At 70.8% G+C, this 24,550-nt stretch carries 32 protein-coding genes; all 32 read left to right on the forward strand.

Features of this window, described 5'->3' with window-relative positions; translation table 11 throughout:
* The first annotated feature begins 29 nt into the window (after positions 1 to 29).
* The 32 genes from ABZ793_RS12085 to ABZ793_RS12240 all read left to right on the forward strand — a co-directional run bounded on the left by ABZ793_RS12085 (position 30) and on the right by ABZ793_RS12240 (position 24,549).
* Positions 30 to 2,816, forward strand: coding sequence for a hypothetical protein (locus ABZ793_RS12085; RefSeq protein WP_357455804.1), 2,787 nt, complete (start codon positions 30 to 32; stop codon positions 2,814 to 2,816).
* A gap of 328 nt (positions 2,817 to 3,144) precedes the next feature.
* Positions 3,145 to 3,486: a hypothetical protein gene (locus tag ABZ793_RS12090; protein ID WP_357455807.1), complete on the forward strand. Its 342-nt coding sequence runs from the start codon at positions 3,145 to 3,147 to the stop codon at positions 3,484 to 3,486.
* 9 nt (positions 3,487 to 3,495) lie between these two features.
* Positions 3,496 to 4,173 (forward strand): RusA family crossover junction endodeoxyribonuclease, encoded by a 678-nt coding sequence (locus tag ABZ793_RS12095; protein ID WP_357455810.1) that lies wholly within the window; start codon positions 3,496 to 3,498, stop codon positions 4,171 to 4,173.
* A gap of 11 nt (positions 4,174 to 4,184) precedes the next feature.
* Complete coding sequence (locus tag ABZ793_RS12100) at positions 4,185 to 4,583, forward strand: hypothetical protein (RefSeq protein WP_357455813.1); 399 nt, start codon at positions 4,185 to 4,187, stop codon at positions 4,581 to 4,583.
* 3 nt (positions 4,584 to 4,586) lie between these two features.
* Positions 4,587 to 5,123 (forward strand): VUT family protein, encoded by a 537-nt coding sequence (locus tag ABZ793_RS12105; RefSeq protein WP_357455816.1) that lies wholly within the window; start codon positions 4,587 to 4,589, stop codon positions 5,121 to 5,123.
* Positions 5,083 to 5,877: a hypothetical protein gene (locus tag ABZ793_RS12110; RefSeq protein WP_357455818.1), complete on the forward strand. Its 795-nt coding sequence runs from the start codon at positions 5,083 to 5,085 to the stop codon at positions 5,875 to 5,877. Before ABZ793_RS12105 ends, ABZ793_RS12110 begins: the two co-directional genes overlap by 41 nt.
* An 8-nt stretch (positions 5,878 to 5,885) precedes the next feature.
* The gene (locus tag ABZ793_RS12115; protein ID WP_357455821.1) at positions 5,886 to 6,557 is read left to right on the forward strand and encodes a hypothetical protein; all 672 of its coding nucleotides are present in this window, start codon (positions 5,886 to 5,888) and stop codon (positions 6,555 to 6,557) included.
* Complete coding sequence (locus ABZ793_RS12120; RefSeq protein ID WP_357455824.1) at positions 6,557 to 7,726, forward strand: DNA cytosine methyltransferase; 1,170 nt, start codon at positions 6,557 to 6,559, stop codon at positions 7,724 to 7,726. The genes ABZ793_RS12115 and ABZ793_RS12120 overlap by 1 nt, the downstream gene beginning before the upstream one ends.
* A gap of 133 nt (positions 7,727 to 7,859) precedes the next feature.
* The gene (locus tag ABZ793_RS12125; RefSeq protein WP_357455827.1) at positions 7,860 to 8,108 is read left to right on the forward strand and encodes a hypothetical protein; all 249 of its coding nucleotides are present in this window, start codon (positions 7,860 to 7,862) and stop codon (positions 8,106 to 8,108) included.
* A gap of 125 nt (positions 8,109 to 8,233) precedes the next feature.
* The gene (locus ABZ793_RS12130) at positions 8,234 to 8,509 is read left to right on the forward strand and encodes a hypothetical protein (RefSeq protein ID WP_357455830.1); all 276 of its coding nucleotides are present in this window, start codon (positions 8,234 to 8,236) and stop codon (positions 8,507 to 8,509) included.
* A complete protein-coding gene (locus ABZ793_RS12135; RefSeq protein WP_357455833.1) occupies positions 8,506 to 9,234 on the forward strand; it encodes a recombinase family protein in 729 nt (242 codons plus the stop codon). The genes ABZ793_RS12130 and ABZ793_RS12135 overlap by 4 nt, the downstream gene beginning before the upstream one ends.
* A 14-nt stretch (positions 9,235 to 9,248) precedes the next feature.
* A complete protein-coding gene (locus ABZ793_RS12140; RefSeq protein WP_357455836.1) occupies positions 9,249 to 9,593 on the forward strand; it encodes a hypothetical protein in 345 nt (114 codons plus the stop codon).
* Positions 9,590 to 9,907 (forward strand): hypothetical protein, encoded by a 318-nt coding sequence (locus ABZ793_RS12145; RefSeq protein ID WP_357455839.1) that lies wholly within the window; start codon positions 9,590 to 9,592, stop codon positions 9,905 to 9,907. Before ABZ793_RS12140 ends, ABZ793_RS12145 begins: the two co-directional genes overlap by 4 nt.
* Before the next feature lie 492 nt (positions 9,908 to 10,399).
* Positions 10,400 to 10,636 carry a hypothetical protein gene (locus ABZ793_RS12150; protein ID WP_357455842.1) on the forward strand — a complete coding sequence of 79 codons (237 nt, stop codon included), beginning with the start codon at positions 10,400 to 10,402 and terminating at the stop codon, positions 10,634 to 10,636.
* Positions 10,637 to 10,799: 163 nt separating this feature from the next.
* Complete coding sequence (locus ABZ793_RS12155) at positions 10,800 to 11,273, forward strand: hypothetical protein (RefSeq protein ID WP_357455845.1); 474 nt, start codon at positions 10,800 to 10,802, stop codon at positions 11,271 to 11,273.
* Positions 11,260 to 12,300: a hypothetical protein gene (locus ABZ793_RS12160; protein ID WP_357455847.1), complete on the forward strand. Its 1,041-nt coding sequence runs from the start codon at positions 11,260 to 11,262 to the stop codon at positions 12,298 to 12,300. Before ABZ793_RS12155 ends, ABZ793_RS12160 begins: the two co-directional genes overlap by 14 nt.
* Positions 12,297 to 12,875: a terminase TerL endonuclease subunit gene (locus ABZ793_RS12165; RefSeq protein WP_357455850.1), complete on the forward strand. Its 579-nt coding sequence runs from the start codon at positions 12,297 to 12,299 to the stop codon at positions 12,873 to 12,875. Before ABZ793_RS12160 ends, ABZ793_RS12165 begins: the two co-directional genes overlap by 4 nt.
* Positions 12,876 to 12,890: 15 nt before the next feature.
* The gene (locus tag ABZ793_RS12170) at positions 12,891 to 14,231 is read left to right on the forward strand and encodes a phage portal protein (protein WP_357455853.1); all 1,341 of its coding nucleotides are present in this window, start codon (positions 12,891 to 12,893) and stop codon (positions 14,229 to 14,231) included.
* 4 nt (positions 14,232 to 14,235) lie between these two features.
* The gene (locus tag ABZ793_RS12175) at positions 14,236 to 15,126 is read left to right on the forward strand and encodes a hypothetical protein (RefSeq protein ID WP_357455856.1); all 891 of its coding nucleotides are present in this window, start codon (positions 14,236 to 14,238) and stop codon (positions 15,124 to 15,126) included.
* A gap of 48 nt (positions 15,127 to 15,174) precedes the next feature.
* Positions 15,175 to 15,723, forward strand: a complete 549-nt coding sequence (locus tag ABZ793_RS12180) for a hypothetical protein (protein ID WP_357455859.1) — start codon at positions 15,175 to 15,177, stop codon at positions 15,721 to 15,723.
* Between the two features lie 23 nt (positions 15,724 to 15,746).
* The gene (locus tag ABZ793_RS12185) at positions 15,747 to 16,679 is read left to right on the forward strand and encodes a phage major capsid protein (RefSeq protein ID WP_357455862.1); all 933 of its coding nucleotides are present in this window, start codon (positions 15,747 to 15,749) and stop codon (positions 16,677 to 16,679) included.
* 10 nt (positions 16,680 to 16,689) lie between these two features.
* Positions 16,690 to 17,028 (forward strand): hypothetical protein, encoded by a 339-nt coding sequence (locus ABZ793_RS12190; protein WP_357455865.1) that lies wholly within the window; start codon positions 16,690 to 16,692, stop codon positions 17,026 to 17,028.
* 22 nt (positions 17,029 to 17,050) lie between these two features.
* Positions 17,051 to 17,650: a hypothetical protein gene (locus ABZ793_RS12195; protein WP_357455869.1), complete on the forward strand. Its 600-nt coding sequence runs from the start codon at positions 17,051 to 17,053 to the stop codon at positions 17,648 to 17,650.
* 1 nt (position 17,651) lies between these two features.
* On the forward strand, positions 17,652 to 18,062 hold the full coding sequence (locus ABZ793_RS12200) for a DUF6093 family protein (protein WP_357455872.1): 411 nt from the start codon (positions 17,652 to 17,654) through the stop codon (positions 18,060 to 18,062).
* Positions 18,062 to 18,466 carry a hypothetical protein gene (locus ABZ793_RS12205; protein WP_357455875.1) on the forward strand — a complete coding sequence of 135 codons (405 nt, stop codon included), beginning with the start codon at positions 18,062 to 18,064 and terminating at the stop codon, positions 18,464 to 18,466. The genes ABZ793_RS12200 and ABZ793_RS12205 overlap by 1 nt, the downstream gene beginning before the upstream one ends.
* A complete protein-coding gene (locus ABZ793_RS12210; protein ID WP_357455878.1) occupies positions 18,463 to 18,870 on the forward strand; it encodes a hypothetical protein in 408 nt (135 codons plus the stop codon). Before ABZ793_RS12205 ends, ABZ793_RS12210 begins: the two co-directional genes overlap by 4 nt.
* A gap of 26 nt (positions 18,871 to 18,896) precedes the next feature.
* A complete protein-coding gene (locus ABZ793_RS12215; protein ID WP_357455881.1) occupies positions 18,897 to 19,097 on the forward strand; it encodes a hypothetical protein in 201 nt (66 codons plus the stop codon).
* Positions 19,094 to 19,600: a hypothetical protein gene (locus ABZ793_RS12220; protein ID WP_357455884.1), complete on the forward strand. Its 507-nt coding sequence runs from the start codon at positions 19,094 to 19,096 to the stop codon at positions 19,598 to 19,600. The genes ABZ793_RS12215 and ABZ793_RS12220 overlap by 4 nt, the downstream gene beginning before the upstream one ends.
* A complete protein-coding gene (locus tag ABZ793_RS12225; protein ID WP_357455887.1) occupies positions 19,597 to 20,175 on the forward strand; it encodes a hypothetical protein in 579 nt (192 codons plus the stop codon). The genes ABZ793_RS12220 and ABZ793_RS12225 overlap by 4 nt, the downstream gene beginning before the upstream one ends.
* Positions 20,176 to 20,186: 11 nt before the next feature.
* Positions 20,187 to 20,537, forward strand: a complete 351-nt coding sequence (locus ABZ793_RS12230) for a hypothetical protein (RefSeq protein ID WP_357455890.1) — start codon at positions 20,187 to 20,189, stop codon at positions 20,535 to 20,537.
* 3 nt (positions 20,538 to 20,540) lie between these two features.
* Complete coding sequence (locus ABZ793_RS12235; RefSeq protein ID WP_357455892.1) at positions 20,541 to 22,703, forward strand: hypothetical protein; 2,163 nt, start codon at positions 20,541 to 20,543, stop codon at positions 22,701 to 22,703.
* Positions 22,704 to 22,713: 10 nt separating this feature from the next.
* The gene (locus ABZ793_RS12240) at positions 22,714 to 24,549 is read left to right on the forward strand and encodes a hypothetical protein (protein WP_357455895.1); all 1,836 of its coding nucleotides are present in this window, start codon (positions 22,714 to 22,716) and stop codon (positions 24,547 to 24,549) included.
* The last annotated feature ends 1 nt before the right edge of the window (position 24,550 follow it).

Raw genomic sequence — 24,550 nt, forward strand, 5'->3', positions numbered from 1 at the left:
CCGAACCAACCAGCTCAGGAGCCAGATAGATGACGAGCACCGAGCACCACACCACCGTCCTGGACGCCACCCTGGCCCGGACGTGGTTCGACGTGCTCTACGTCAACACCCCCGGCCTCGTGCACGTCAGCTCCACCGGCAACTGGACCGGGCAGACGTTCGCCGACTACGACCAGGCCGCCGCCTACGTTACGCACCTCGACAAGGCCCAGCCCGAAGGCATCTACCTGCGGGTCACCACCCTCAAGGGCAAGCCCGGCACCGGTGGCCGCGGTAGCGCCGCCGACAGCCTCGCCCTTCCCGGCCTGTGGGCCGACATCGACATCGCCGGCCCCGGACACAAGCACGACGTCTGCCCCGCCGACTGCCAACTCAAGGACCGGCACGTCTGCGTCACCCGACCCCTGCCGCCCACCGAGGACGCCGGCCGCCAGATCATCGCCGAGTCCGGGCTGCCCGAGCCCACCCTGTGGGTCCACTCCGGCGGCGGCCTCTACCCGTGGTGGCTGCTCAACGAGCACATCGACATCACCGCCGACAACCTCGCCAACATCAAGGAGTTGTCTGCCCGCTGGCAGACCGTCATCGCCCGCTCCGCGGCCAAGCTCGGCTACCACTATGGGCCCGTCGGCGACCTCGCCCGGATCCTGCGCATCCCCGGCACCGTCAACCGCAAGGAAGGGCTTGCCCGTCCCTGCCGTATCACCGACGCCCGGCCCGACCGGCACAGCCGCGGTGACATCCGCGCCGGCCTCGCCGCCGCCCTCAAGCAGCACCCGGACCCGCAGCCCACCCTCGCCGCGCCGCGGCGCCTCGAAGTCGTCCGGCCCGCCGGGCACATCACCCCCAACGACGACTTCGAGCAGCGCGTCGAGTGGGACGACCAGATGCTGCTGGGCGGTGCCGGCTGGCGGGTCGCCTCCGGCCAGCCCGGCGCCTACTGCGAATGGGTACGGCCCGGCAAGACCACCGCCGGTATCTCCGCCACCACCGGCAAGGACCCCGCCCGCGACCGCCTGTGGGTGTTCTCCACCGACTCCGGGCTGCCCACTGAGGAGCCCATGACCAAGCCGTACGTGTACGCCCTGCTCAACCACGGCGGGGACAAGAAAGCCGCCACCCGCGAACTCGCCCGCCTCGGCTACGGCACCCCGCTACCGCCTCGGGAGAAGCCCGCCGCCCCGCCGCCGGCCGCACCGCGGACCATCGCGCCGGTTGACGGCACCGCCGCCCGCGTCATCGCCACCTCCGACGACACGATCAAACGGTCCATCAAGCTCGACGGCGACGCCGACACCATCCGCCAGGTCCAGGACGCCATCAACAACGGCGCCCTCCCCGACACGTACGTCACCAACGGCGAACTCGTCGAACTCACCCGCGTCTCCGGCGACAGCTCCGCCGCCGGCCTCGCCCCCGCAGAGCAGCCGCCCCTGCCCGTCATCTCCACCCCGCTCAGCCCCGACGGGCTCGCCGCGCTGCTCGCCCACCACACCTACACCCACCGCATCAAGAAGACCCGCGACGGCGACCTCTACGAAGAGGAAATCACCCCACCCGCCCGGACCCTCGCGTCTGTGCTGTCCCGCCGCTACTGGCCTGGCGTGCCCGCCCTCCACGGCATCGTCGGCTCCCCGGTGCTGCGGCCCGACGGCACCCTGCTCCAGAAGCCCGGCTACGACCCCGCCACCGGCCTCTACTACGCCGCCACCGTCGCCGTCCCGCACATCCCCGAACAGCCCGGGGCCGAGCTCGTCGACCAGGCCCGCCAGTTCCTCCTCGGTGACTTCCTCGGCGACTTCCCGTGGGTCGACCCCGCCGACCGCGCCAACTACATCGGGCTGCTCATCGCCCAGATCCTGCGGCCCTACCTGCGAACCATCACCCCGTTCGGGCTCATCTCCGCCGCCAGCCCGTCATCCGGCAAGACGATCCTCTCCGAAGGCATCGGCCTGCTGTTCGGCCAGCGCGTACGCACCTGGGTCCGCTCCGAGAACGAGCAGCGCAAAGCCATCACCGCGGTGCTCGACGAGAACGCGCCCACCGTGGTGTTCGACAATATCCGCGAAGGCGAAATCATCGACTCGCCGGTCCTCGCGATGCTCATCACCACGCCCGTGTGGACCGACCGGCTGCTCGGCACCAACAAGACGTTCACCGCCGCCAACGACCGGCTGTGGCTGGCCACCGGCAACAACGTGCGCCTCGGCGGGGACATGGCCACCCGCACCGTGCTCGTGCGGCTCGACCCGAAGACGCCCCACCCCGAACTCCGCACCGGCTTCGCCATCCCCGACCTCGACCGGTGGGTGAAGACGCCCAGCAACCGCACCACCCTGCTGAGGCACCTCCTCATCCTCGTTATGGACTGGATCGCCAACGGCGCCGCCCGCACCGGCCACACCATGCGCCAGTTCTCCACCTGGGCCGCGGCCACCGGAGGGTTCCTCGCGCACCACGGCATCGACGGGTTCCTCACCAACGCCGACGCCGTCCACGAGCTCGACGAGCAGAAGTCGGAGTGGATCGGCTTCCTCGCCCGCTGGCACAACCTGTACGGCAGCACCCCCAAGCTGGCCCGCGACATCCGCCAGTCCGCCGACGTCGAGTTCAACAACGGCACCACCTACGACCGGTGGCAGGGCGACTTCATCACCGACGGCGAGAGCAACCTGCCGAAGAACGCGGTCGCCCTCAGCGCCCGGCTCCGCGGACACGTCGACCGCTTCTACGGCGACTTCGTCCTTCGGGCGAAGCGCGACACCGACAAGAACGTCACGTGGTGGTGGGTCGAGCAGGGGGGTGAAGAGGCGTGAGCACCCCGTCGCCGGAGTTGACCCGGAGTTGCAACTCCGGAAATCCGGTTAACTCCGGGTCAACTCCGGGTCACGTTTCCGCAGGTCAGAGCCAGTGCCCGAAGATCAACCGGAGTTACCGGAGTTGGATCGGTGACTTTACGCGCACACGCGGGAGAGAGATTGAAGGCGTCTCGCGCACATGCGCGTATGGAACGGCCGAATCAACTCCGGCAACTCCGGGCCGCGCCGACATCCACGCCCTGACCAGCAACAACGACTCCCGGAGTTACCCCCGGAGTTGGCGTCGCGGGCCGGAATCAGCTCCGGGACAACTCCGGGAGCTCCGATGACCGGGCCGCTGATCACCACCGCCATCAAGGTCACCACCCACCCCCGCTGCGGCGCCCCCGTGCTCACCGGCCACGCCGAAGGGCTCCTCGCCCGCGTCGACCTGATCCCGCTCAACCGCGCCGGCGAAATCCACGCCCTCGTCGCCGGATTGCAGACCTACACGCTCACCCGCCTCGGCCTCATCCACCGCGACGCCGGCCGCATCGCCGGCACCGCCCTACGCGACGCCGGCCCCGTGCTTGCCGAACACCGCTGCTGGCGGCAGATCCCCGCCGACCAGCGCGCCACCACCACCCCAACCGCCGCACCCGTCGCTGTCGACGGCTGCCCGTTCTGAGGAGAAGCCGTGAGCACCCCGCCGCACGTCCTCGCCTGGCTCCAACAAGCCGCCACCAACCACACCCCCGGCACCATCGACGACCCCGACCGCCTCCGCGCCCGCATCCAAGGAGCAGCCGTGACCACCCCGCTGACCATCAAGGTGTACGGGCAGCCCGCCCCCCAAGGCAGCAAGAAGTCCTACGGCCCCGGCCGCATGGTCGAGTCATCCAAGAAGGTCAAGCCATGGCGCGAAGACGTCCGCGCCGCCGCCGAGCAGATCGTCCGCTGCACCTGCCCCGACGACTGCGGCGGCCTCGCCCCCGGCTACCCGCTCGACGGGCCGCTGGTCGCCCGCATGGTGTTCACATTCGCCCGCCCGAAGGGCCACTACCGGACCGGCCGCAACGCACACCTACTCCGCGACAACGCACCCGCCCAACCGCAGGGCACCCCCGACCTGTCGAAGCTGATCCGCTCCACCGAAGACGCCCTCACATCGGCCGGCGCCTGGCGGGACGACGCCCGAGTCGTCGAATACCAGCGGGCGGCGAAGGTGTGGGCCGGTGAGGACCCGGAGGCGCTGGACGCGCCGGGCGTGGTCATCCGCATCTGGCTGCTGGAGCAGCTCACCGCCGAGCCCCGGCCCGTCGTCGTGCCCTACAGCGCCACCACCCCGCCCGCCCACACCATCCACCAGCCCTGAGGAGCCCCGCCATGAGCGCCCCGGACCCGGCCTGCCCGGACTACCCGAACGAGTGCGTGCATCCGTGGGCGCACGCCCGCACCCGCCGCATCGCCCTCGACCGGCCCACCCCCGACGAGCAGATCCGCAACCTCACCCACGAACTCAGCCGGCACGTCGGCGCCCTTCAGGACGCCAACCGCCGGATCGACAGGCTGGAAGCCGACCTGCGCAGCGCTCAGCGGGCCCTCGCCTCGGCGCTCGCCGAACGGGACCAGGCCCGGCGGATCGCCGAATCCCTCAAGGACGACCTCGCCGACGCCGCCCGCGAGATCGCCGACCAGGCCGCCCTCATCGAACGGATGCGCGAGCACGACGAACAGCGCGACCGCATCTGGCCCGACCACGACACGAGCGGACAGGAGGGCTGACCCGTGAAGACCCTCGCCCTCTCCGCCGCCTACATCGCCACCATCGCCACCGCCAACCTCGCCACCACCCACTTCAACCTCGTACACCTCGGCCCCATTGCCGTCACCGCCGGCACCTTCGCCATCGGCCTGTCATTCGTCGCCCGCGACGCCCTCCACGAATCCGCTGGCCGCCGCCGGATCGTCCTCGCCGCCATCGCCGCCGCAGCCGCCATCTCCGGCGCCCTATCCCCAGCGCAACTCGTCGTCGCCTCCGGACTCACCATCCTCGCCGCCGAGCTGGCCGACATGGCGGTGTTCACCCGCCTCCGCGAACGCCACCGCCTCGGCGCGTGGATCGCTTCCAACGTCGTCGCCGCCCCCATCGACTCGGTGCTGTTCCTGTGGCTCGCCGGCTTCCCCCTCGCCGGCTGGTGGGGGCAAACCGCCGTCAAGGTTGCCGTCGGCACCCTCATCCCGCTGCTGTTCGCCCGCGCCCTGCGCAAGGAGGTGACCACCAGTGATCTACTACGCCACCGCCTCCACCGAGCGAGTGCGTGACGCCATGCGCGCCGACCTGCTCGGCCAGATCATCACCCCCGCCGCCGGCAACCGGCTGGAGGACTGGGTCGACTGGATCGCCGACAACGGCATCTACTCCAACGCCTACCCCGGCGACAAGGGCTACCTGCGCTGGCTTGACAGCCACGCCGACCAGCGGGCCCGCTGCCGCTTCGCCGTCGCCCCCGACGTCGTCGCCGACCATCAGGGCACCTACGCCCGGTCCCTGCCGATGTTGCGTCCCATCCGCGAGGTTGTCGGGCGGGTCGCCTTCTGCGCCCAGAACGGTGCAACCCCGACCACCATGCCGTGGGACCAGATCGACGCCGTGTTCCTCGCCGGCATCGTCGAATGCGTGCCCTGCGGGTGGGTGCCCGCCATCGAAACCCTCCCGCAGACGATCTGCCGGCACTGCGGCAGGCAGCTCGTCGAGTGGAAGGTTTCCGACATGGCCGCCGCCATCACCGCTGAGGCCAAAAGCCTCGGCAAGTGGGTGCACATGGGCCGCGTCAACTCCGAACAACGCCTCACCCGCGCCCGCGAGATGGGTGTCGACTCCGCCGACGGCACCTACATCGCCTACGGCCCCGACATCAACCTCATCCGCCTCCTCGGCTGGCTCTACCCCAACGACTTCCGGTGGATGCGCGCCGAGCAGCGCACCACCGCCCGACCGAAGCCCGCCAGCGTCACCGCCCTGCCAACCGAGCTGGACGGTCAGGGCGACCTGTTCGAGTTCGTCACCGCCGCTTGAGGAGCACCGTGACCCACACCGCCGCCCTCCACGCCCGAGCCGCCGCCCACAGCCTCGGCGACGCCCTCACGGCCCTCCGCCGGACTGCCGCCGCTGAGGCCGCCCACATCGCCTGTGAGGGCCTGTACGCCGCCGACGGGCTCCGCTCCACCACCTACGGCGTCCGATACGGCAGCGGCGGCCACAGCGACCCCACCGCCACCACCTACCTCACCGCTGGCGAGCCGTTCCGCGTCAACCGCAGCCGGGCGCTGCTGGACGACATCAGCGAGCAGCTCCACCGGCTCGCCCAACCCCTGCCGCCGCTGCCAGCCTTCGCCGCCCCGACCATCACCGGCACCGGAGACATCCGCTGGGAGGCGCAGACCCGCGACACGCCCCTCGACCGGATCCACGCCGCCATCCCCAACCAGCGGCCCGACACCGCCGCCCGCCTCGCCGACGCCCTCACCCGGCTCGACGAGGTCGCCCGCCGGCACCTGAAGCTGCCGCCCGCCCGCGAACCCCTCACCGGCCAGCCCTGCCGCTGCTGCGGGCAACGCCGCCTGGAGGCGACCACCGCCGGGCCGGTCGCCGAGCGGGTGGTGGTGTGCGCCGCCTGCAACGCCGTGTGGCCCCGCGACACCGTCATCGGTGCGGTCGCGGGGGCCGCACCCGCTGCCACCGCCAAGGAGGCGTGATGCTCAAGCTCGGCTCCCTCTGCACCGGCTACGGCGGGCTCGACCTCGCAGCAGAGCACGTCCTCGGCCCGCTGGAGCACACCTGGCACGCCGAGATCGACCCCCACGCCGCCAAGGTGCTTGCCCACCACTGGCCCACCACCCCCAACCTCGGCGACCTCACCACCGTCGACTGGACCACCGCCCCCGCAATCGACGTGCTCACCGCCGGCTACCCCTGCCAGCCCCTGTCCCTAGCCGGCCGCCGCGCCGGCCTCACCGACGAAAGATGGATCTGGGATGACGTCCACCGCGCCATTCGCGCACTACGACCCCGACTCGTGCTGCTGGAGAACGTCGCAGGGCACCTTTCCCTGGGCTTCGGACGAGTTCTCGGAGACCTGGCCGCGGCGGGGTTCGATGCGGAGTGGGGCTGCTTCCGAGCGTCGGACGTCGGCACCCCGCACCGCCGCGAACGCGTCTTCATCGCCGCCTGGCCCGCGGACTGCCCGCCCGATGCCGGAACGCTCGCCGGGCGAGTGGGAGTCGGTGCCGCTGCCGCTGACGGCGTGACCCTGCTGCCGACGCCCCGAGCGTCCGACACGGGCACACCGGGCCGCCGGGCGTCGGAGGGCTTCCGGCCGCCGCTGTCCGAGGTGCTGCTGAACCTGCTGCCGACGCCCACCCGAGCGGACGGTGAGAGGCGTTCGCACACCTACGCCCGGGGCAACCCGACGCTCATCGGGGCGCTGTTGCCGACTCCGACCGGGCGTGACGGGATGTCCGGCCCCGGACACGCAGCGTCCGCGGAGGGATCACCGGACCTCCGCACGACCGTGACCCTGCTGCCCACCCCGATGGCCGCGGACGGTGGCAGTGACCGTGCCAGCTCCGCCGGGTTCGGGCTCCGCGACACCAGCCGGCAGATCCCCGACCAGTGGGGGCAGTACGCGCCGGCCATCGCCCGCTGGGAGGCCGTCACCGGTCGACAGGCACCCAGCCCCACCGAGCCCGGCAAGAACGGCCAGCCGCGACTGGCGCCGCCCTTCGTCGAGTGGCTCATGGGACTTCCCGCCGGCTGGGTCACCGACCACCTCGGCCGCGGCCCGTCGCTCAAATGCCTCGGCAACGGGGTCGTCCCCCAGCAGGCCGCCCACGCCTACGCCGAACTGCTGGGAGCGGCGGCGTGAGGGGGTGTGCCACTTCCAACACAGAGGCCCAGGGCGCGACAGTCACCGCCCGTCGCGTCCGGGCCGAGGGTTGTGGCGCAGCTTCCGGCCCACCCCTGATCCGCGACACCAACCACTGACCGAGGAGACCGAGATGAAGCGACGCGTGAAGCTCGCCAAGCGACTGTTCGATCGCAGCAGGGCAGCCCGGACCCTGTTCGTGCTCACGGTGTGGCCGCCGCTGCACCTCGCCGACCGGGTGCGGGGTGCGATCGAGGGATGGCGGGACGTTGACGCCGCGTCGTGGCGGGCTGGCCTCGACTGGGCGCGCACCGGCGACGCCGACCACCTGCCGACCATCCCGACCAGCGACACCCCGGCCGTCGTTCGTCGCCAGTCCTGATCCGCGATAACTCCCCGGTCCCACGAACCAGAGCACCACGAACCACCCCGAACCAGACACCCAAAGCGCCGGACCTATCTCAATAGCTACGGCACCGCAGGTCAGAGCACATGAGAGGACGAGAGATGAGCGAGATCCCCACGGTTCGGGTCGGCCAAGTCTGGGCCGACAACGACAAGCGCAGCGAGGGCCGCCGGGTCCGCGTCATCGCCATCGAGCCCGCCCAGCCCGCCGCGCCCCACCACCGGGCCGTCCCCGCCCGCGCGGTTGTGGAGCGCGTCGACGCGAACGGGCAGGCGATGACCAACGGCAAGGGGACGGTGCCGCATACCCGCATCCGCCTCGACCGGTTCCGCCCCACCAGCACCGGCTACCGGCTCATCCAGGACGTCCAGCCGTGATCGCTCTGCCGCCGCTGGTCGCGTACCTCCGCGTCAGCACCGACCGCCAAGCCGAAGACGGCTACGGCCTCGACGTCCAAACCGAAGCCATCAAGGCGTGGGCCAAGACCAACAAGCGGCGCATCATCGACTGGCACCGCGACGACGCCAGCGGCACCCTCGCCGAACGCGACGGCTGGGCTGACGTCGAACACGACATCGCCACCAAGCGCGCCGGCGGCGTCGTCATGTTCAAGCTCGACCGCCTCGCCCGCGACATGATGATCCAAGAGACCTTCATGCAGGCCATCTGGAAGCTCGACGGCGAGGTCTACTCCACCGCACCGAACGAGAACAACCTCCGCGACGACCCGGAGGACCCGACCCGCAAGTTCGTGCGCCGGATGTTCGGCCTGATGGCCGAGTACGAGCGGGACATGATCGTGCTCCGCATGCGGCGCGGCCGACGCATGAAGGCCACCAAAGGCGGCTACGCCTACGGCAGCCCCGCCTTCGGCCAGCGGTCCGTCAACAAGCAGCTCGTCAAGGACCCCACCGAGCAGAAGACGCTCAAGCGGCTCATCGAGCTGCGCCAGGGCGGCGCATCCACGCGGCAGGTCGCCGCCCAGCTCAACGCCGAAGGCCACACCACCAAGCGCGGCCGGCAGTGGACCTCCGCCGGCGTGTCCGACGTGCTGCGCCGCCACGCCACCGGCCGCCACCGAGGCAAGACCACCATCCGCTGAGGGAGAATCGAACCGTGACGAGCATCCTCGACACCATCGACAACGCCATCACCGACTACGAGACGTCGACCGATGCCATGCGGTGGACGCCGGAGCCGCCGGCCACCCCGCCGGCCCCTCCCGTGCTGCTGCCTGCGATCACGATCACGCCCGAGCAAGCCGAAGCCATGCGCGCCCGCCTCGCCGCCGCCTTCGAGCCCGTGCGAGCGCACCTCGCCCGGATCGGCGAAGCGCTCAAGCAGTCGTGGGACGGCATGCAGCCGATGCTGAGCGAGGCGCAGAGGTTGGAGCAAGCCCGCGCCGCCCGGGTCTCCCGCATCCGGGGCGACTACCGGGCCAAGCGAGGACGGCGCTGGTGACCTGCTGGCACTGCGGATCCCGCCTCGACGCCACCGGCCAATGCCCCGGCACCCAACCCCTGCTCGACCCCCGCCGCGACGGCCACCTGTGGGGAACCGCCGCCCAACTCGCCCACCACTTCGGCACCGACGTCACCACCGACATGGTCCACAACTGGCGGAAACGCGACGGCCTGAAGCGGTACCGCGTCGGCCGCGACGTGTACTCGCCCGTCGACCAAACCGCCAGCATCGAACGCGACAAGCGGCTCCAACTCGAAGAGACCGGCCGCGGTCGGCCGCGTCGACTTGACGCCACCCTGGCCGCTGCCTGATCATCGAATTGACCACCTGACTGACAGGTGGTCTGTGCCCACAGCCCGGCAGGTTGACCCCCCAGGTCCCGCCGGGCTGTCGCGTACCCGGGAGCGGGACGCAGGGCGAGGGGAATGCGGGCAGGCCAAGCGGCGGGCTGGCCTGCCCGCACACGCCCACCACGGAGGCGGAGATGCCCCGCGCGCTGAAGGTTTGCTCCACGCCAGGCTGCCCCGAACTGACACCAGGCGGGCCATGCGCCACGCATAGACGACAGGCAGACAAGGCGCGAGGCAGCAGACAACAGCGAGGCTACGACCGGGCACACGAACGGGAACGTGAACGGTGGCGCCCAGCCGTCGAGCAAGGCGAGGTGGACTGCGCCGCACCCACCTGCGTCATGTCGACCCGCCGAATCCTGCCCGGCCAAGCGTGGGACCTCGGGCACACCGAGGACCGGACAACCTGGCGCGGACCTGAGCACATGCAGTGCAACCGAGGATGGAGACGCAATGGCTGAGCAGCCGGCCGGCCCCATCCTCGATGGCCTCGGCATCACGCTCAACCTGGATGACGGCGACCTTGTGGCCAGTGCCATGGTGGTAGCCAAGGTGATCCGAGAAGACGGACAAGCCACGCTGCTCATCGAGGACAGCGAAGGCATGACCTGGCTCGACCAGTACGGACTCATCGCTGCCGCGTCCGACCTGATCCGCGAGCCGCGCTTCGAGCGCGAGGGCGACGACTGACCGTCACAGCGCGTGACGACAGGGGTGGGGGGTGACCCCCAACGCCGCAGGTCAGAGGACCGCCGGGGAGGTGGCCCGCTGGTCCGCAGGGTTCAGACGTTCCCGACTGTGACGCAACGTGACGGTCGGTGGTGCCGCGAAACGTGGCGAGAGGTGAGCAACCATGTCCCGTGGAGGTGCGCGTAACCGGTCCGGGCCGCAGCCGGATGAGAACTCGCTGAAGTCGGCGAAGACGGGCTACTCGCTGACGGCGTTGCCGTCGGAGGGCTACCAGGGTGAGATCCCTGCGTTCCCGCTGCCGGACGCCACCACCCGCGAGGCGGAGGTGTGGCAGCAGGCGTGGCGGACCCCGCAGGCCGCCGCGTGGTCGATGCAGGCGTGGCGGCACCGCACGGTGGCGTTGTGGGTGCGCTGGTCGGTGCGAATGGAAGACCCGGAGGCCGGCGCCGCGCTGGGCAACGTGGTGGTGCGGCTGGCCGACCAGATCGGCATGACCCCGGCGGGGTTGAAGGAGAACGGCTGGAAGATCGCCACGGATCAGGTAGCGGCGAAGCGCGCCGACAAGCAGACCGAGACGGCCCCGGCGGCGCCGTCGGCCCGGGACCGGTTGAAGGCGATTGCTGGTGGAGGGGCGTAGCTCGCAACCTCTGGCGGTCGCGCTCGACTGGATTCCCCGGCACTGCGTCATCCCTGACGGGTTCCGCCGCGGCCGGCCGTTCGCCCTCTACGACTTCCAGTTCACCTACCTGGCGAACTTCTACCTGGTGCGCGGTACCGCCCGCTGGCAGCCCGACGATCCGATCCTCGGGCCGGCGTTCGTGTACCGGCGTGGCCTGCTGGTGGACCCGCAGAAGAAGGGCAAGGGCCCGCTGTCGGCGGCGCATATCTGCCTCGAGGGGGCGGGCCCGGCGTTGTTCGCTGGCTGGGCTGGACGCGACGACGGGTATGTCTGCGCCGAGCATGGCTGCGGCTGCGGGTGGGAGTACCCGTACGAGTCGGGTGAGCCGATGGGCATGCCGTGGCCGACGCCGCTGATCCAGATCACCGCGCTGTCGGAGGAGCAGACCGACAACATCTACGGCGCGCTGCGCCCGATGATCGACCTCGGGCCCTTGGCGGACCTGATCCCGAAGACGGGCGAGGAGTTCATCCGCCTGCCCGGTGGCGGCCGGATCGACACGGTGACCAGCTCGGCGCAGTCGCGGCTCGGTCAGCGGGTGACGTTCGTGCCGCAGGACGAGGTCGGGCTGTGGACGAAGGCGAACCGGATGCTGCACGTCGCCGACACCCAGTACCGCGGCTTGGCCGGCATGGGCGGGCGGGCCAGCCTGACGACGAACGCGTGGGATCCGGCGGAGCAGTCGGTGGCGCAGTTGCAGTTCGAGTCGCAGGCGCAGGATGTGTACCGGCAGTTCCGGCAGCCGCCGGCGAACCTGTCGTACCGCAACAAGCAGGAGCGACGGCGCATCCACCGGTATGTGTACGGGGAGGCGTTGAAGGAGAACGGCGGGCACGTCGACCTCGACAGCATTGAGGCTGAGGCGGCGGACATGCTGGAGCGGGATCCGGCGCAGGCGGAGCGGTTCTTCGGCAACAAGCTGGTCTACGGGCAGGGTTCGTGGCTGCGTGAGGGCCTGTGGGACTCCCGGGCGGTGCCGGCGTGAAGCGGCAGGTGTGCCTCGGCTTCGACGGGTCGCTGAACAACGACTGGACGGGCATCCGGGCGGAGACGCTCGACGGGTTCCAGTTCACGCCCCGCTACGGCCCGGACCGGCGGCCGACGGTGTGGGATCCGGCGCAGTGGGGCGGCGAGATTCCTCGCGGCGAGGTGCGGGCCGCCGTCGATGAGCTGTTCTCAACGATGGACGTGGAGCGGTCGTACTGGGACCCGGAGGACTGGGAGTCCGACATCGACGAGTTCGCCCTGCTATACGGGGAGAAGCGGGTCATCCAGTGGCGCACGAACCGGACGACGCAGATGTATGAGGCGATCCGCCGCATGGAGACGGATCTGATCACGGGCGCGATCACGCACGACGGCTGCCCGATCACGGCGGTGCATGTGGCGAACGCCCGGAAGGTCGCGAAGCCGGGCCAGAAGTACGTGCTGGGGAAGCCGAACGAGCATCAGAAGATCGATATGGCGATGGCGTCGATCCTCGCCCACGAGGCGGCGGCGGACGCCCGGGTGGCGGGTTGGGGTAAGCCGGTCGACCGGAGGGTGGTCGTGTTCCGATGAGAGGTGGTGACGGCCGTGGCACTGTCCGCTGACGAGTCCGCCGCGGTCGAGCGCCTCTCGCAGAAGCTGATGGACGCCGAGCCGGCGCTGCGGGCGGCGCACGCCTACTACGAGGGTGAGCAGCGGCTGCGGCAGCTTGGTCTGGCGGTGCCTCCGTCGTTGCAGCAGTTCCTGACGATCGTGAACTGGCCGCGGATGGCCGCTGACGGCGTGGAGGAGCGTCTCGACATCGAGGGTTTCCGCTTCCCGGGTGTGGACGAGGCCGACGACGAGCTGTGGCGGATCTGGCAGGACAACAACCTCGACGAGGAGTCCCAGCTCGCCCACCTGGATGCGCTGATCTACAGCCGGTCGTACATCTGCGTGGGTGCGAACGAGGACGACGATGCGACGCCGCTGGTGACGGTGGAGTCGCCGTTTGAGCTGGTGCATGAGATGGATGCCCGCCGGCGGGCGGTGGCCAGGGCGCTGCGCCTGTACGACGTGCAGAACGGCCGCGCCCAGCAGGGCACCCTGTACCTCCCGGACGCGACGGTGTGGCTGTCCTGGGACGGCTCAGGGGGCCGCTGGGTGGACGTGGACCGAGACGACCACCGCATGGGTGTGGTGCCGGTGGTGCCGGTGGTGAACCGGGCTCGGGCGTCGAACCGGGGCGGGGTGTCGGAGATGAAGGACGTCATCCCGCTGACGGACGCCGCAGCCCGGTCGTTGACGAACTTGCAGGTGGCGCAGGAGACGCACATCGTGCCGCAGCGGTTCGTGGTCGGCGCGGCGGCGGGAGACTTCGTCGACCAGCACGGCAAGCCGTTGACGAAGTGGGAGGCGTACTTCAACAGCGTGTGGACGCTGGCCAACGATCAGGCCAAGGTGGGGCAGCTCCCGGCGGCGGAGTTGAGGAACCTCACCGAGACTGTCGACCACTACGCGCGGCTGGCCAGCGGGGTGTCGGCGCTGCCGCCGAACTACTTCGGTTTGGCCGCCGACGACGCTGCGAGCGCGGACGCGATCCGGTCGCGGGAGGCGCGGCTGGTGAAGCGCTGCGAGCGGAAGCAGACGGCCTGGTCGGGGGCGTGGGAGCAGGCGATGCGGCTGGTGCTGTACGTCGCGACTGGCGAGGAGAGCCCGGAGGCCCGCCGCTTGCAGACGCTGTGGCGGGATCCGGCGACGCCGACGCGGGCGCAGCAGGCCGACGCGGTGGTGAAGCTGGCGCAGGCGGGCATTCTGCCGCGTGAGGGCGCCTGGGATGACCTGAAGTACAGCCCGGCGCGGCAGGATCGGCTGCGGGAGCAGTTCCGCCGGCAGGAAGAGTCGGACCCGGTTGGCGTGCTGACCCGGGCGGCCGGCCAGGTCGCCTGATCCGGTGGGCGCCCTCGACATCGCCGACCGGCACGCCCGGCGGCAGGTCGTTCTCGCCCGTCGCGCCGCTCTCGAGGTGGCGCGGCTGTGGGCGCGTGTGGACCGGCAGCAGATCGGCTCGTCGTGGGCGGCGTCCGTGCCGGCGGCGGTGCAGGTGCTCGGGTCGGCGCAGGCGATCGCGGCGGCGTCCGCGGGCGTCTACCTCGACGACCTGCTTGACGCGTACGGCCTGGACTCGCAGCCGGAGGGTCGGGTGGTCGCGGAGGCGTTCGCCGGTGTCGCGTCGGACGGCCGGGATCTGGCGGGCCTGCTGTACCAGCCGGCTGTTTCGGCGCTGATGGCGTTGAAGGGCGGGGCGACCGAGGCGCGGGCGATGGCGGCGGGCCGGTTCTCGGCCGACATGATCGTGCGGTCGCAGGTCGCCGATGCCGGCCGGGTGGCTGACGGGGTGGCGTTGGCGGTGCGTCCGCAGCTCGCCGGTTACGTGCGGATGGTGGTCGGCGGCACGTGCGACCGGTGCCTGATCCTCGCCGGCCGTTGGTACCGCTGGAACGCCGGCTTCGAGCGTCATCCGCGCTGCGACTGCCGGCACATCCCTGCGTCGGAGGACGCCGCGGGGGACCTGCGGACGGATCCGAAGGCCGCGTTCGAGGCGATGTCGGCCGCCGAGCAGGAGCGGGTGTTCGGCAAGGCCGGGGCGGAGGCGATCCGGGACGGCGCCGACATGGCGCGGGTGGTGAACGCGCGCCGCGGCATGCAGGTCGTCGGCCAACGCAGGTTCACCACGGAGGCGGCCGGTCGTCGGCCGCGGCTGATGCCGGAGCAGATCTACCGCGACGCCCGGGACCGCGACGACGCGATCCGGCTGCTGCGGCTGCACGGCTACATCACCTGACCATCCGTCCCGCAACGGGGCGGCGTACCCGAAACGGGAGTGCACCACATGTCGGAGAGCAGCACCGCGACCGAAACCACCACCACCGAGACGGCCACCGCAACGGAGACCGTCGACTGGAAGGCCGAGGCGGAGAAGCACGCCGCCGAGCTGGAGAAGTGGAAGGGCCTGTCGCGGAAGCAGGAGGAGCGGGCCAAGGCCAACGCTGCCGCCGCGAAGGAGCTGGAGCAGCTCCGTGCGGCGCAGATGACGGAGGCCGAGAAGATCGCCGCCGAGGCGGAGAGCCGGGGCCGCAGTGCCGCGCTCGCCGAGGTCAGTCAGCGGCTGGTGCGCGCGGAGTTCGCCGCCAGGTCGCAGGGTCGCATCGGCGCCGACGTCCTCGACGACCTCAACCTGGCGAAGTTCCTCACCGAGGACGGGGACGTGGACACCGCAGCGATCGACAAGGCGGTCGCCCGGCTGGCCCCGCCCGCCGAGCAGGAGACCAGCCGCAAGCCGGGGCCGCGCCCGGACCTGTCGCAGGGCTCCAGCAGCACCATGGCGCTCAACGGTGACCCGCTGCTCGAAGACCTCAAATCCAAGCTCGGCATCGGCTGATGCCGCTCCCGTAGGAGGACACCGTGGCGATCACCGCCGCAACCCAGACCAGCAACTTCTCGGGGTTTCTGACCCCGGACCGGGCCGCCGCCATCTTCGAGCGCGCCGCCCGCATGTCCGTCATCCAGCGGCTGGCCCGGCAGGTGCCGCTGGGCGCGAACGGGGTGGAGATCCCCGTCGTGACCGGCCGCATGTCCGCCGGGTGGGTGTCGGAGGCCGGGCAGAAGCCCGCCAGCTCCGGCTCGATGGCGCTGAAGACCATCACCCCGAAGAAGCTCGCCGCCATCGCCGTCGTGTCGGCCGAGGTGGTGCGGGCGAACCCGGGCAACTACATGAAACTGCTGCGCGAGCAGATCGCGGAGGCGTTCGCGATCGCGTTCGACAACGCCGCGGCGCACGACGCTGGCCCGGACGGCACCGCCGGCGCCGGCCCGTTCTCGACCTACCTCGACCAGACCGCCAAGGCCGTCGAGCTGGGGTCGACCGCGCAGGCCAACGGTGGCATCCACGGCGACCTGGTGGCGGCGCTGACGCTGCTGGTCAACGACGGCAAGAAGCTGACCGGCTGGGCGCTCGACGACCGGGTGGAGCCGCAGATCCTCGGCGCGGTCGACTCGACGGGCCGGCCGCTGTACGTGGACCTGCCCACCGACGAGACCAGCCAGGCGGTGGCCCGCCCGGGCCGGCTGCTGAACCGGCCGAGCTTCATGGGCGAGGGCCTGTACTTCAACACCACCGCCGACATCTACGGCTACGCCGGCGACTGGACGCAGGCCGCGTGGGGTGTCGTGGGCGGCATCTCCTACGACGTCTCGACCGAGGCGACCGTCACCATCAACGGCGCCCTGACCAGCCTCTGGGAGAACAACCTCGTCGCGATCCGCGCCGAGGCGGAGTACGGCTGGCTGGTCAACGACACCGCCAGCTTCGTGAAGCTCACCGAGAACCTGCCGTAAGGAGAGCCTGATGGCTGAGAAGAAGACCAGCGAGGAGGCGGTGGCGTTCACGCTGCCGTCGGGCACGCGGGTGTCGGCGTCGAAGGAGCTGGCGGACCGGATGCAGGGCAAGGCGTCGGGGTTCGGTGGCGGGGACCGTCGCAGCTCGGACCAGGTGACGACCCTGGACAGCCTCGGGGTGTCGCGGACCAGCGACTTCGAGCAGCAGTTCGCGGACCAGCCGGGTGGCGGCCGGGTTCCCGGCTCGGACCCGGTCGCCGGTGAGCCCGGCTTCCGGCAGGTCGAGTCGGACGGCAACACCCGCCCGGCCCGGCGCAGCTCGCGGTCGAGCAGCTCCGACAAGTCCTGACGATGGAGGGTGGTGAGGTCCGGTGGCGGACCAACTGGCATCGCTGGCGGACCTCGCCGCCCTGCTCCACGTCGAGGTGGCGGACCTGCACGCGCCGGCGGCGACGCTGCTGATTGAGTGTGCCACCGCGGTGGTGCAGGAGACGGCCGGGCAGCGGATCGTGCGGGCCACGTCCACGGTGACGTTGGAGCCGGGCCCGGGCCGCTGGCTGTGGCTACCGCAGTTGCCGGTCGTGTCGGTGGCGTCGGTGAGCCTGGACGGCACGGCCCTGGTCGTCGGCGAGGGCTACAGCGTGCGGGGGCATCGGCTGTGGCGGTCGGCGGGCTGGCAGTCGGTCGGTTCGTGGGAGACGGCAGGCAGTGTGGCGCCGTCGGAGGTGGTCGTCGAGTACACGCACGGCTACGAGGCGGGCGCGCAGGAGTTGCAGCGGGCCCGGCAGGCGGTGGTGGCTCTGGCGGGGGCGGTGTACGCGAACCCGTCGGGTGTCACCCGGGCGCAGATCGACGACTACGCGGTGGCGTTCGAGGCGATGTCGGCGCGGATGGAAGCGGCGCCGTACCTGCGGGATGGGCTGCGGCGCTACTACGGCCGGTCGGCGGGTCTGATCACGTTGGGAGGCTGACGTGTCGGTGGACATCCTGCTCGCCTCCGGCCGGCGCGCGATCGAGCGGCTGATGGTCGACGAGTGCGTCATCGAAGCGGTGACGGGCTCATCGACGGACCTGGAGACGGGTGAGGTCGTCGACACCGTGGAGCAGGTGTACGCGGGGAAGTGCCGGGTGCAGCAGGGTGCTTCGAGAGGCGGCGTTTCCGCTGCTGACACGACAGTTGGTGAGGCGCACTTACTGATGCTCCAGTGGGTGCTTCAGTTGCCGGTGCTCGCGTCGGCGGGTGTGCGGGCCGGTCACCGGGTGCGGATCACCGCGTGTGTGCATGACCCGGACATCGTCGGGCGCCGGTTCACGGTGCGGGCCGAGTTCGCCAAGTCGCACGCGACATCGAGGCGGGTCGGGATCGAGGAGGCGACGAGCTGATGCGCTTCAACGTCACCGTCTCCGGCCTGGACCGGCTCGTCAGTGACCTGGACAAGGCGCCGGAGAGGGCGCACCGAAACAGCCTGAAGGCTGTCGAGTTCACCGCGAACGGCATCAAGCGCACGGCCCGGGCGACTGCTACGGGCATCTCGTACGCCCCCGACTACCCACGGAAGATCACCTACGACGTGGATGACCGCGGGGTGGGCGACGGGGCGTCAGCCGAGATCGGCCCGGACAAGGCGCTCGGCGGGCAGGCACCCCTGGGCGTGTTCCTGGAGTACGAGTACGGCACGCCGTGGTCGGCGCCCCGCCCGCATCTGGGACCGGCGCTGGACAGGTGGACCCCCGATTTCGTGAAGGGCCAGGAGATCGCCGTAGTGGATGCGCTGGAGGGATCGTGAGCGACGATCCGCACGCTGTGGCGTTCCTGTCCCTGCTGCGCGCTGTGCCTGGCCTGCGGGTGTTCCCGACCCCGGACGGCTTGTACCCGGACGCCCAGACGGCGCTGCCGTACGTGGTGGCGTGGGTGAGTGTCCGCTACGACCTGGGCCCGACGCTCGACATGCGGTCCAGCCGTGGGGTGGCCACCGGGACGATCCACTCGGTTGGCGCCAACGACACCGCTGCGCGGGTGGTCGCCGGACGGGTGCGGGGGGCGCTGCTGGACGTGGTGCCCGCCATGTCTGGCCGGCGGGCCTTCCCGATCCGACACGACGATGGGCCGCCGGCCCGCGTTGACGAGTCCACCGGCCGACGGGTCGTCGATCAGGTGGACGTGTACCGACTGGAATCCCTGCCGGGCTGATCCGGCACCACACCTGAGGAGGAGTCGTGCCGGACCTGGTGCGTATCCGCGACAAGAACACAGGCACCGAGTACAGCGTTGGCGCGCGGCGGGCGGAGCAGCTCGTGGAGCGCGGCGGCGTCGAGGTCGTGAAGGACGGCGACGCGACCGACAAGCTCGGCCGGGCGTTGCCCGCCGCCGAGACCACCACCAAGAGCAAGACCGCGAGCAAGGAGTCGAGCCGATGACGTCCCCGCTGCCCACCTCGGTGCCGTCGGACGGCACCCTCCGCATCGACTTCGTGCCCGGCCCCATCGCCGACCGGAACGCCCCCACCGTGGCGGAGTTGTCGGCGGCCGGCGCCCAGGAGTTGGCCGGCTACGTTACCGGTGACGGGTTCGCCCCGTCGGGTGAGCAGGCCACGGTCACCGACGAGCGGATCGCGTCCACGCAGACGTTCGAGCAGCCTGGCCGCAAGACGAAGTCGCTGTCGGTTACGTACGTCCACAACCCGGACGACGCGACGAACAACGAGGCGTACCTGACCCTCACCGAGGGCGTCACCGGGTACATCGTGACCCGGTACGGGGTGCCCCGCGCGCAGGCGTACGCGGCCGGCGACATCGTCGACATCTGGCCGATCACCGCCGGGGAGCCGATCAAGAACTGGAACGGCGCGAACAGCGTCCACACGGCGACGCAGCGGCTGTTCGTGACCGGTGACGTGGTCATCGACGCGGTGGTCGCGTGAGCGACTTCGACGCCATCCTGACCGGGGCGCGGCTGCCGGAGGACCAGGTGCCGGTGTGTACGCGCGCCGACCTGGTCGCCGAGTGGAAGCGCCTCGCCCAGCAGTTGACGGAGGCGAAGGCCCGCGACGCCGCCGACCCGCGGCTTGCCGGTGGGGCGACGGCCGCGCTGGTCGAGCGGATGGAGGCGCTGCGCGGGCAGGTGGAGGAGTCGACCGTCGAGTTCCGGCTGCGGGCGTTGCCCCGCAAACGCTGGAATGAGCTGGCCGACGCCCACCCGCCCCGCCAGAAGGACGGGAAGGTCCACCCCGACGATGTGGCGCTCGGCGTCAACATCGAGACGTTCCTGCCGGCGCTGGTCCGCGCGTCCACCGTTGAGCCGAAGCTGAAGGACAAGACGTGGGCGGCGCTGCTCGACGCCGAGGGTGAGCTGCTCGGTGAGCAGCAGTGGCGGCGGCTGTGGAAGTCCTGCTGGAACCTGAACGTCGCGGACGTCAACGTCCCTTTCTCCGTCGCCGGATTGCTGACGAGCCCGGGTTCCGGCAGCGAATCCGGCTCGCCCGAACCCTCGGCGTAGCGCCGCGGCGGTTGGACGGATGGGAGCCGTCCACCGTCTACGAGTACGACGAGCAGGGCCGGCTGGTGCGGTCGACGCCGGAGCCGGAGTGGACTGACCAGCAGGTGGCGCTGCTGGTCGCGTTGGAGGAGTACGAGGCGGGCTTGTGCAAACGCTGCGGCACCGCGCTTGAGGAGTCCACGGATCCGGCGTACGACTTCAACAACCCGCTCGGCAAGGCGTTCTATGCGCCGGCGCCGGGCACGCCCGTGCAGTGCCACTGCTGCGCTGCGCTGGAGCGGTCTGAGCAGCAGACCAACGCGCAGAACCCGCAGCATCCGCAAGCGATGCTGCACGCCGTCCATCTGGTGCCGAGGAGGTGAACGGTGGGCCGTACCGTCAAGGTCGGTTTGGACGTCGACGAGGCCCCGTTCGTCCGTGGGATGGGTCGGGCGGCGGGTGCGGCGGAGAAGCTCGACGACGCGCTCGACGACGTCTCCGGTGCTGCGAAGGAGTCGGCGGCATCGACGGACCGGGCGAAGGCATCCGCCGATGACCTCGGTGACGCGGCGAAGGACGCCGGCAAGGATCTGGCGCGGCTGCGGGCGGACGCTGAGCGGCTCGATCGGCAGATCGACGAGACGACCGGCAGCATCCGTGAGCTGGCCCGGGCCATCGCCGCCACCTCCGATGAGGCGGCCCGGGCGGACCTGACGAAGAAGCTGAATGTTGAGCAGGGGCGTCTGCGTGAGACGGTCACGCTGCGGAAGCTGATCGACGTTGACTCGGCGTCGGATATGGGCGCGGAGCTGGCTCAGGGCGTCTCGGTGTCGTTCGTGCAGCGGCTCGGTCCGATGATCGCCCGGGTGCCAATGTCGGGTGCGGTGATGAACCCGGCGGTGGCCGCGATCGGCGCACCGCTGGTCGCTGGCCTGGTCACGCTGGTCGGTACGGCGGTGGGCGGCGCGATCGTCGGTGGGACCGCAGTCGGCGGCATCATCGGCGGCCTCGTCCTCGCAGCGAAGGACCCTGCGGTGAAGGCCGCAGGCACGCAGTTGGGCACTGATCTGGCGGCGGCGATGGGTCGGGCGTCGTCGGCGTTCGTGCCGGAGACTCTCGGCGCGATCGACACCATCCGCGACCGGGTGCTGAAGCTGGAGCCCGAGTTCAATCGGGCGTTTACTTCGGCGGCCCGATATGTGGATCCGCTGTTGGACGGGCTGCTCGACGCCGGTGAGAACGCCCTGCCGGGGATCATCGATGCGATCGACGCGGCCGGCCCCGTCATCGACGTGGTGGCGCAGGGAGCCCGCGACCTGGGTGACGCGCTCGGCGACGGACTGTCTGACCTTGCCCCCTACGCCGATGAGGGCGCCCGCGCTCTCGATGTGCTGTTCTTCGTGATGGAGGGCGGCGTCCGTACCGCGTTCGCGCTGGTCGAAGGCATGGCGGCCCTGTACGAGGTGGCGGAGTTGGTTGGTGCGCTGATGACCGGCGACGTGGCCCGCTTCTGGGCCCTCGCCACCGCGCAGGACGGGGCGAAGTCGTCGTCGACGGACCTGTCGGGTGTGATCGGCGAGCTGGGCAACAAGATCCGGGCGACGGGTGAGGAAACGAAGTCGGCGGCCGACGCCGCACGCGAGATGAAGACCGCCTTCGACGAGCTGTTCGGCGGCGCGATGGGCTACGACCGCGCCGTGATCGCCTACAAGGAAGGCGTCAAGGAACTCAACGCCGAGCTGCGTGAGGGCAAGCGGTCGCTCGACACGAACACCGAGGCGGGCAAGGAGAACGCCACGGCGGTTCTCGACCAAATTCAGCGAATCAAGGACCTGCGGGATGCCCGCCTGGAGCAGGGCGAGTCCATCGACGTCGTCAACGGCAAGTACGCGACGGAGATCGGCCGTATTCGGGCGAAGCTGTCGGCGCTCGGCTACGAGCAGTCGGAGATCGACGAGCTGATCGGCAAGTACGAGGCGATCCCCGGCCGGGTGTCGACTCGGGTTGACGCGGAGACGATCCAGGCGGAGCGGAACCTGGCGAAGGTCCGGTCCCTGATCGCGCAGATCCGGTCGAAGCGGGTGGTCATCACCACCCAGCACAACCAGATCGTCACCCGGTCTGAGGGCCGGAACGTGCCCATCGGCGACGGCGTGGGTGGCCGACGGTGGGGTGGCATCACCGAACACGCCCAGGTTGGGCTGCTACGCGAGGCGGTCATCGAGACGCCGCGGGCGCCCGCCCGGTACGCGTGGGCGGAACCCGCCACCGGCGGTGAGGCGTTCATTCCCCGCTTCGGTGACCTGGCGCGTAGCCGGGGGATCGCGGAGAAGGTCGTCACGGACTGGCTGGGTGGTCAGGTGCAGTGGCGCGGCAGCCAGGCCGCTCCCGCCAGCGGCGGCACCACCGCGGCGGGCGGTAACGGGCTGGGCTCGCCCGAGCAGCTCGCCCGGGCTGTGCGGTCCGCGCTGATGGGGGTGTCTGTGCAGATGGACGGCCGGACGGTCGGCTACATCCAGGGCCGGCAGGCCGACATCTTGAGCAGGTGAGGGGCGTGCGGTGAGCTACGACCTGCGGTTCGTCGACAGTATCTCCGCCACCCCGAGTGTGCGCTTGGATCTGATGGCGGCGCCGTGGGCGGTGCAGTCGTCGACGGACTTCGGTATGCCGGAACTGCGTCGAGCCACGGCGGGAACGCTGCTCGTTGACGGCGAGCAGTATCCGGCCGCCGCGTACGGCAATCGGGCTATCACGCTCGTCGCGCGGGTGAGGGATGTCGCGGAGGACGAGACGGCGGCGGCGTTGCAGGCGCTCTACCGGGAGTTGAATCGGGCGTCGAACCTGCTGGAGTACCGGCCCGCGACCTCCGCGCCGGTGTTCTTCCGCACCTTCAGGGCGGCCCCTGACTCGGTGGTCTGGGATCCGTTCGTGCGCGAAGTGCGGGCGGTCATCCCCGCGGAGCCGTTCGCGTACGGGCTGAAGGAGACCATCGGCGGCACCCTCAACGCCGACAGCAGCTTCGAGGCTGGCGCCGGCGGCTGGACGGGGCTGGTGGCGTCGGTGGCGCAGTCGCCGACGGTGGCCCGCACCGGCACCTACTCGCTGCGGATCACGCCAGTTACCGGCGGCGGGGTGCAGGGCGCCCGGTCGGAGCTGGTGCCGGTCACGGCGGGCCTGCCGTACGTGGGGTCGGCGTGGCTGTACTCGACGGCGGGCTGGGCGTCGGGTGCCTCGATGGTGCTGGACTGGTGCGACAGCGGCGGCACCGTGCTGTCGTCCACGTTCGGGACGGCTGTGGCGATCCCGGTGGCGTCGTGGACCCGGTACCAGGCGGCGGGGGTTGTCCCGGCCGGTGCGACGCACGTGCAGATCCGGCCGCGCATCGCGGGCTCACCGACGTCGGCTGACCTGGTGTATGTCGATGACGCGACGGTCGGTCAGTACCTGACGGTCTCCAACGATCCGGCGGCGGCGATCAACGGCTGCTGCTTCGACGTCAGGAACATCAAGGGCGACGTGGAGACGCCGCTGTTCCTGCGGCTCGATCAGGACGTGATCGGCTCCGTCTACGACTACCGCAACGTGGTGATGGGAGTGCGCCGGCGCGGCACGCCCGCCCAGGCTCCGTTCGTCCTCCAAGCGGAGGCGATGACGACGGGCACCAACACCACGTTGGGCGCAGCCACCGATCCGCTGATGTCGGGGTCCGGCCAGAACTACATGCGGATCGCCCCTGCGGGAGCACTGATGGAGCAGCGGCTGTACATGCCGCTGTGGCCGACGGCGGCGACCCCGGACGTGCGGGGCCGGTATCGGGTGTTGGCCAGGATGCGCATCTCTGCTGTGACGGACGTGTGGTCGGTGCAGTTCGCGTACGGGGCGAACGCCACTGTGCCGATCCGAAACGAGGCGGTGCGGGTGACGCAGACCTCCGAGATCGCCTACTACGACCTGGGCACCATCCAGGCCCCGGTCGGGTCGGATCCGGTGGCGGACGGCTACTCGGGCACCGAAACGCCGGTCGCTGGCACCCGGATCGCGGTGTGGGCACAGCGAGCGGCCGGCACCGGAAGCCTCGACGTCGACTGCCTGGTGTTCGTGCCGGCCGACGACCGGTATTCGGTGACGCGGGTGTGGTCGGACACTGGCGCGTCTGCGGGAATCATCGACGGCGCCCAGCACATGGCGTACGCGGTGGGTGGGTCCGGTGAGGTGCGCATGCCGGCGCAGCCGGACGCGCCGGTCGGTGGGTTGCCGATGCTGTCGCCTGGCACGACGAACCGGATCGTGTGGCTGGTGGATGGGGGCAGCCCTCGCGACATCCTGTCGTCGACGTCGACGCTGACCCCGTACTACTGGCCCCGGTACCTGTACACGCGCCCACCGTCGAGCTGAG

Source organism: Micromonospora sp. NPDC047465, from assembly GCF_040643125.1.
In the GTDB taxonomy this organism is placed as follows: Bacteria; Actinomycetota; Actinomycetes; order Mycobacteriales; family Micromonosporaceae; genus Micromonospora.

What these genes read in the sequence shown, in the direction of transcription:
- ABZ793_RS12190 (WP_357455865.1), top strand. Translation starts at nt 16,690, where the DNA reads ATGGCTGAGAAGAAGACCAGCGAGGAGGCGGTGGCGTTCACGCTGCCG.
- ABZ793_RS12090 (WP_357455807.1), top strand. Translation starts at nt 3,145, where the DNA reads ATGACCGGGCCGCTGATCACCACCGCCATCAAGGTCACCACCCACCCC.
- ABZ793_RS12100 (WP_357455813.1), top strand. Translation starts at nt 4,185, where the DNA reads ATGAGCGCCCCGGACCCGGCCTGCCCGGACTACCCGAACGAGTGCGTG.
- ABZ793_RS12125 (WP_357455827.1), top strand. Translation starts at nt 7,860, where the DNA reads ATGAAGCGACGCGTGAAGCTCGCCAAGCGACTGTTCGATCGCAGCAGG.
- ABZ793_RS12180 (WP_357455859.1), top strand. Translation starts at nt 15,175, where the DNA reads ATGTCGGAGAGCAGCACCGCGACCGAAACCACCACCACCGAGACGGCC.
- ABZ793_RS12150 (WP_357455842.1), top strand. Translation starts at nt 10,400, where the DNA reads ATGGCTGAGCAGCCGGCCGGCCCCATCCTCGATGGCCTCGGCATCACG.
- ABZ793_RS12130 (WP_357455830.1), top strand. Translation starts at nt 8,234, where the DNA reads ATGAGCGAGATCCCCACGGTTCGGGTCGGCCAAGTCTGGGCCGACAAC.
- ABZ793_RS12085 (WP_357455804.1), top strand. Translation starts at nt 30, where the DNA reads ATGACGAGCACCGAGCACCACACCACCGTCCTGGACGCCACCCTGGCC.
- ABZ793_RS12220 (WP_357455884.1), top strand. Translation starts at nt 19,094, where the DNA reads ATGACGTCCCCGCTGCCCACCTCGGTGCCGTCGGACGGCACCCTCCGC.
- ABZ793_RS12155 (WP_357455845.1), top strand. Translation starts at nt 10,800, where the DNA reads ATGTCCCGTGGAGGTGCGCGTAACCGGTCCGGGCCGCAGCCGGATGAG.
- ABZ793_RS12120 (WP_357455824.1), top strand. Translation starts at nt 6,557, where the DNA reads ATGCTCAAGCTCGGCTCCCTCTGCACCGGCTACGGCGGGCTCGACCTC.
- ABZ793_RS12205 (WP_357455875.1), top strand. Translation starts at nt 18,062, where the DNA reads ATGCGCTTCAACGTCACCGTCTCCGGCCTGGACCGGCTCGTCAGTGAC.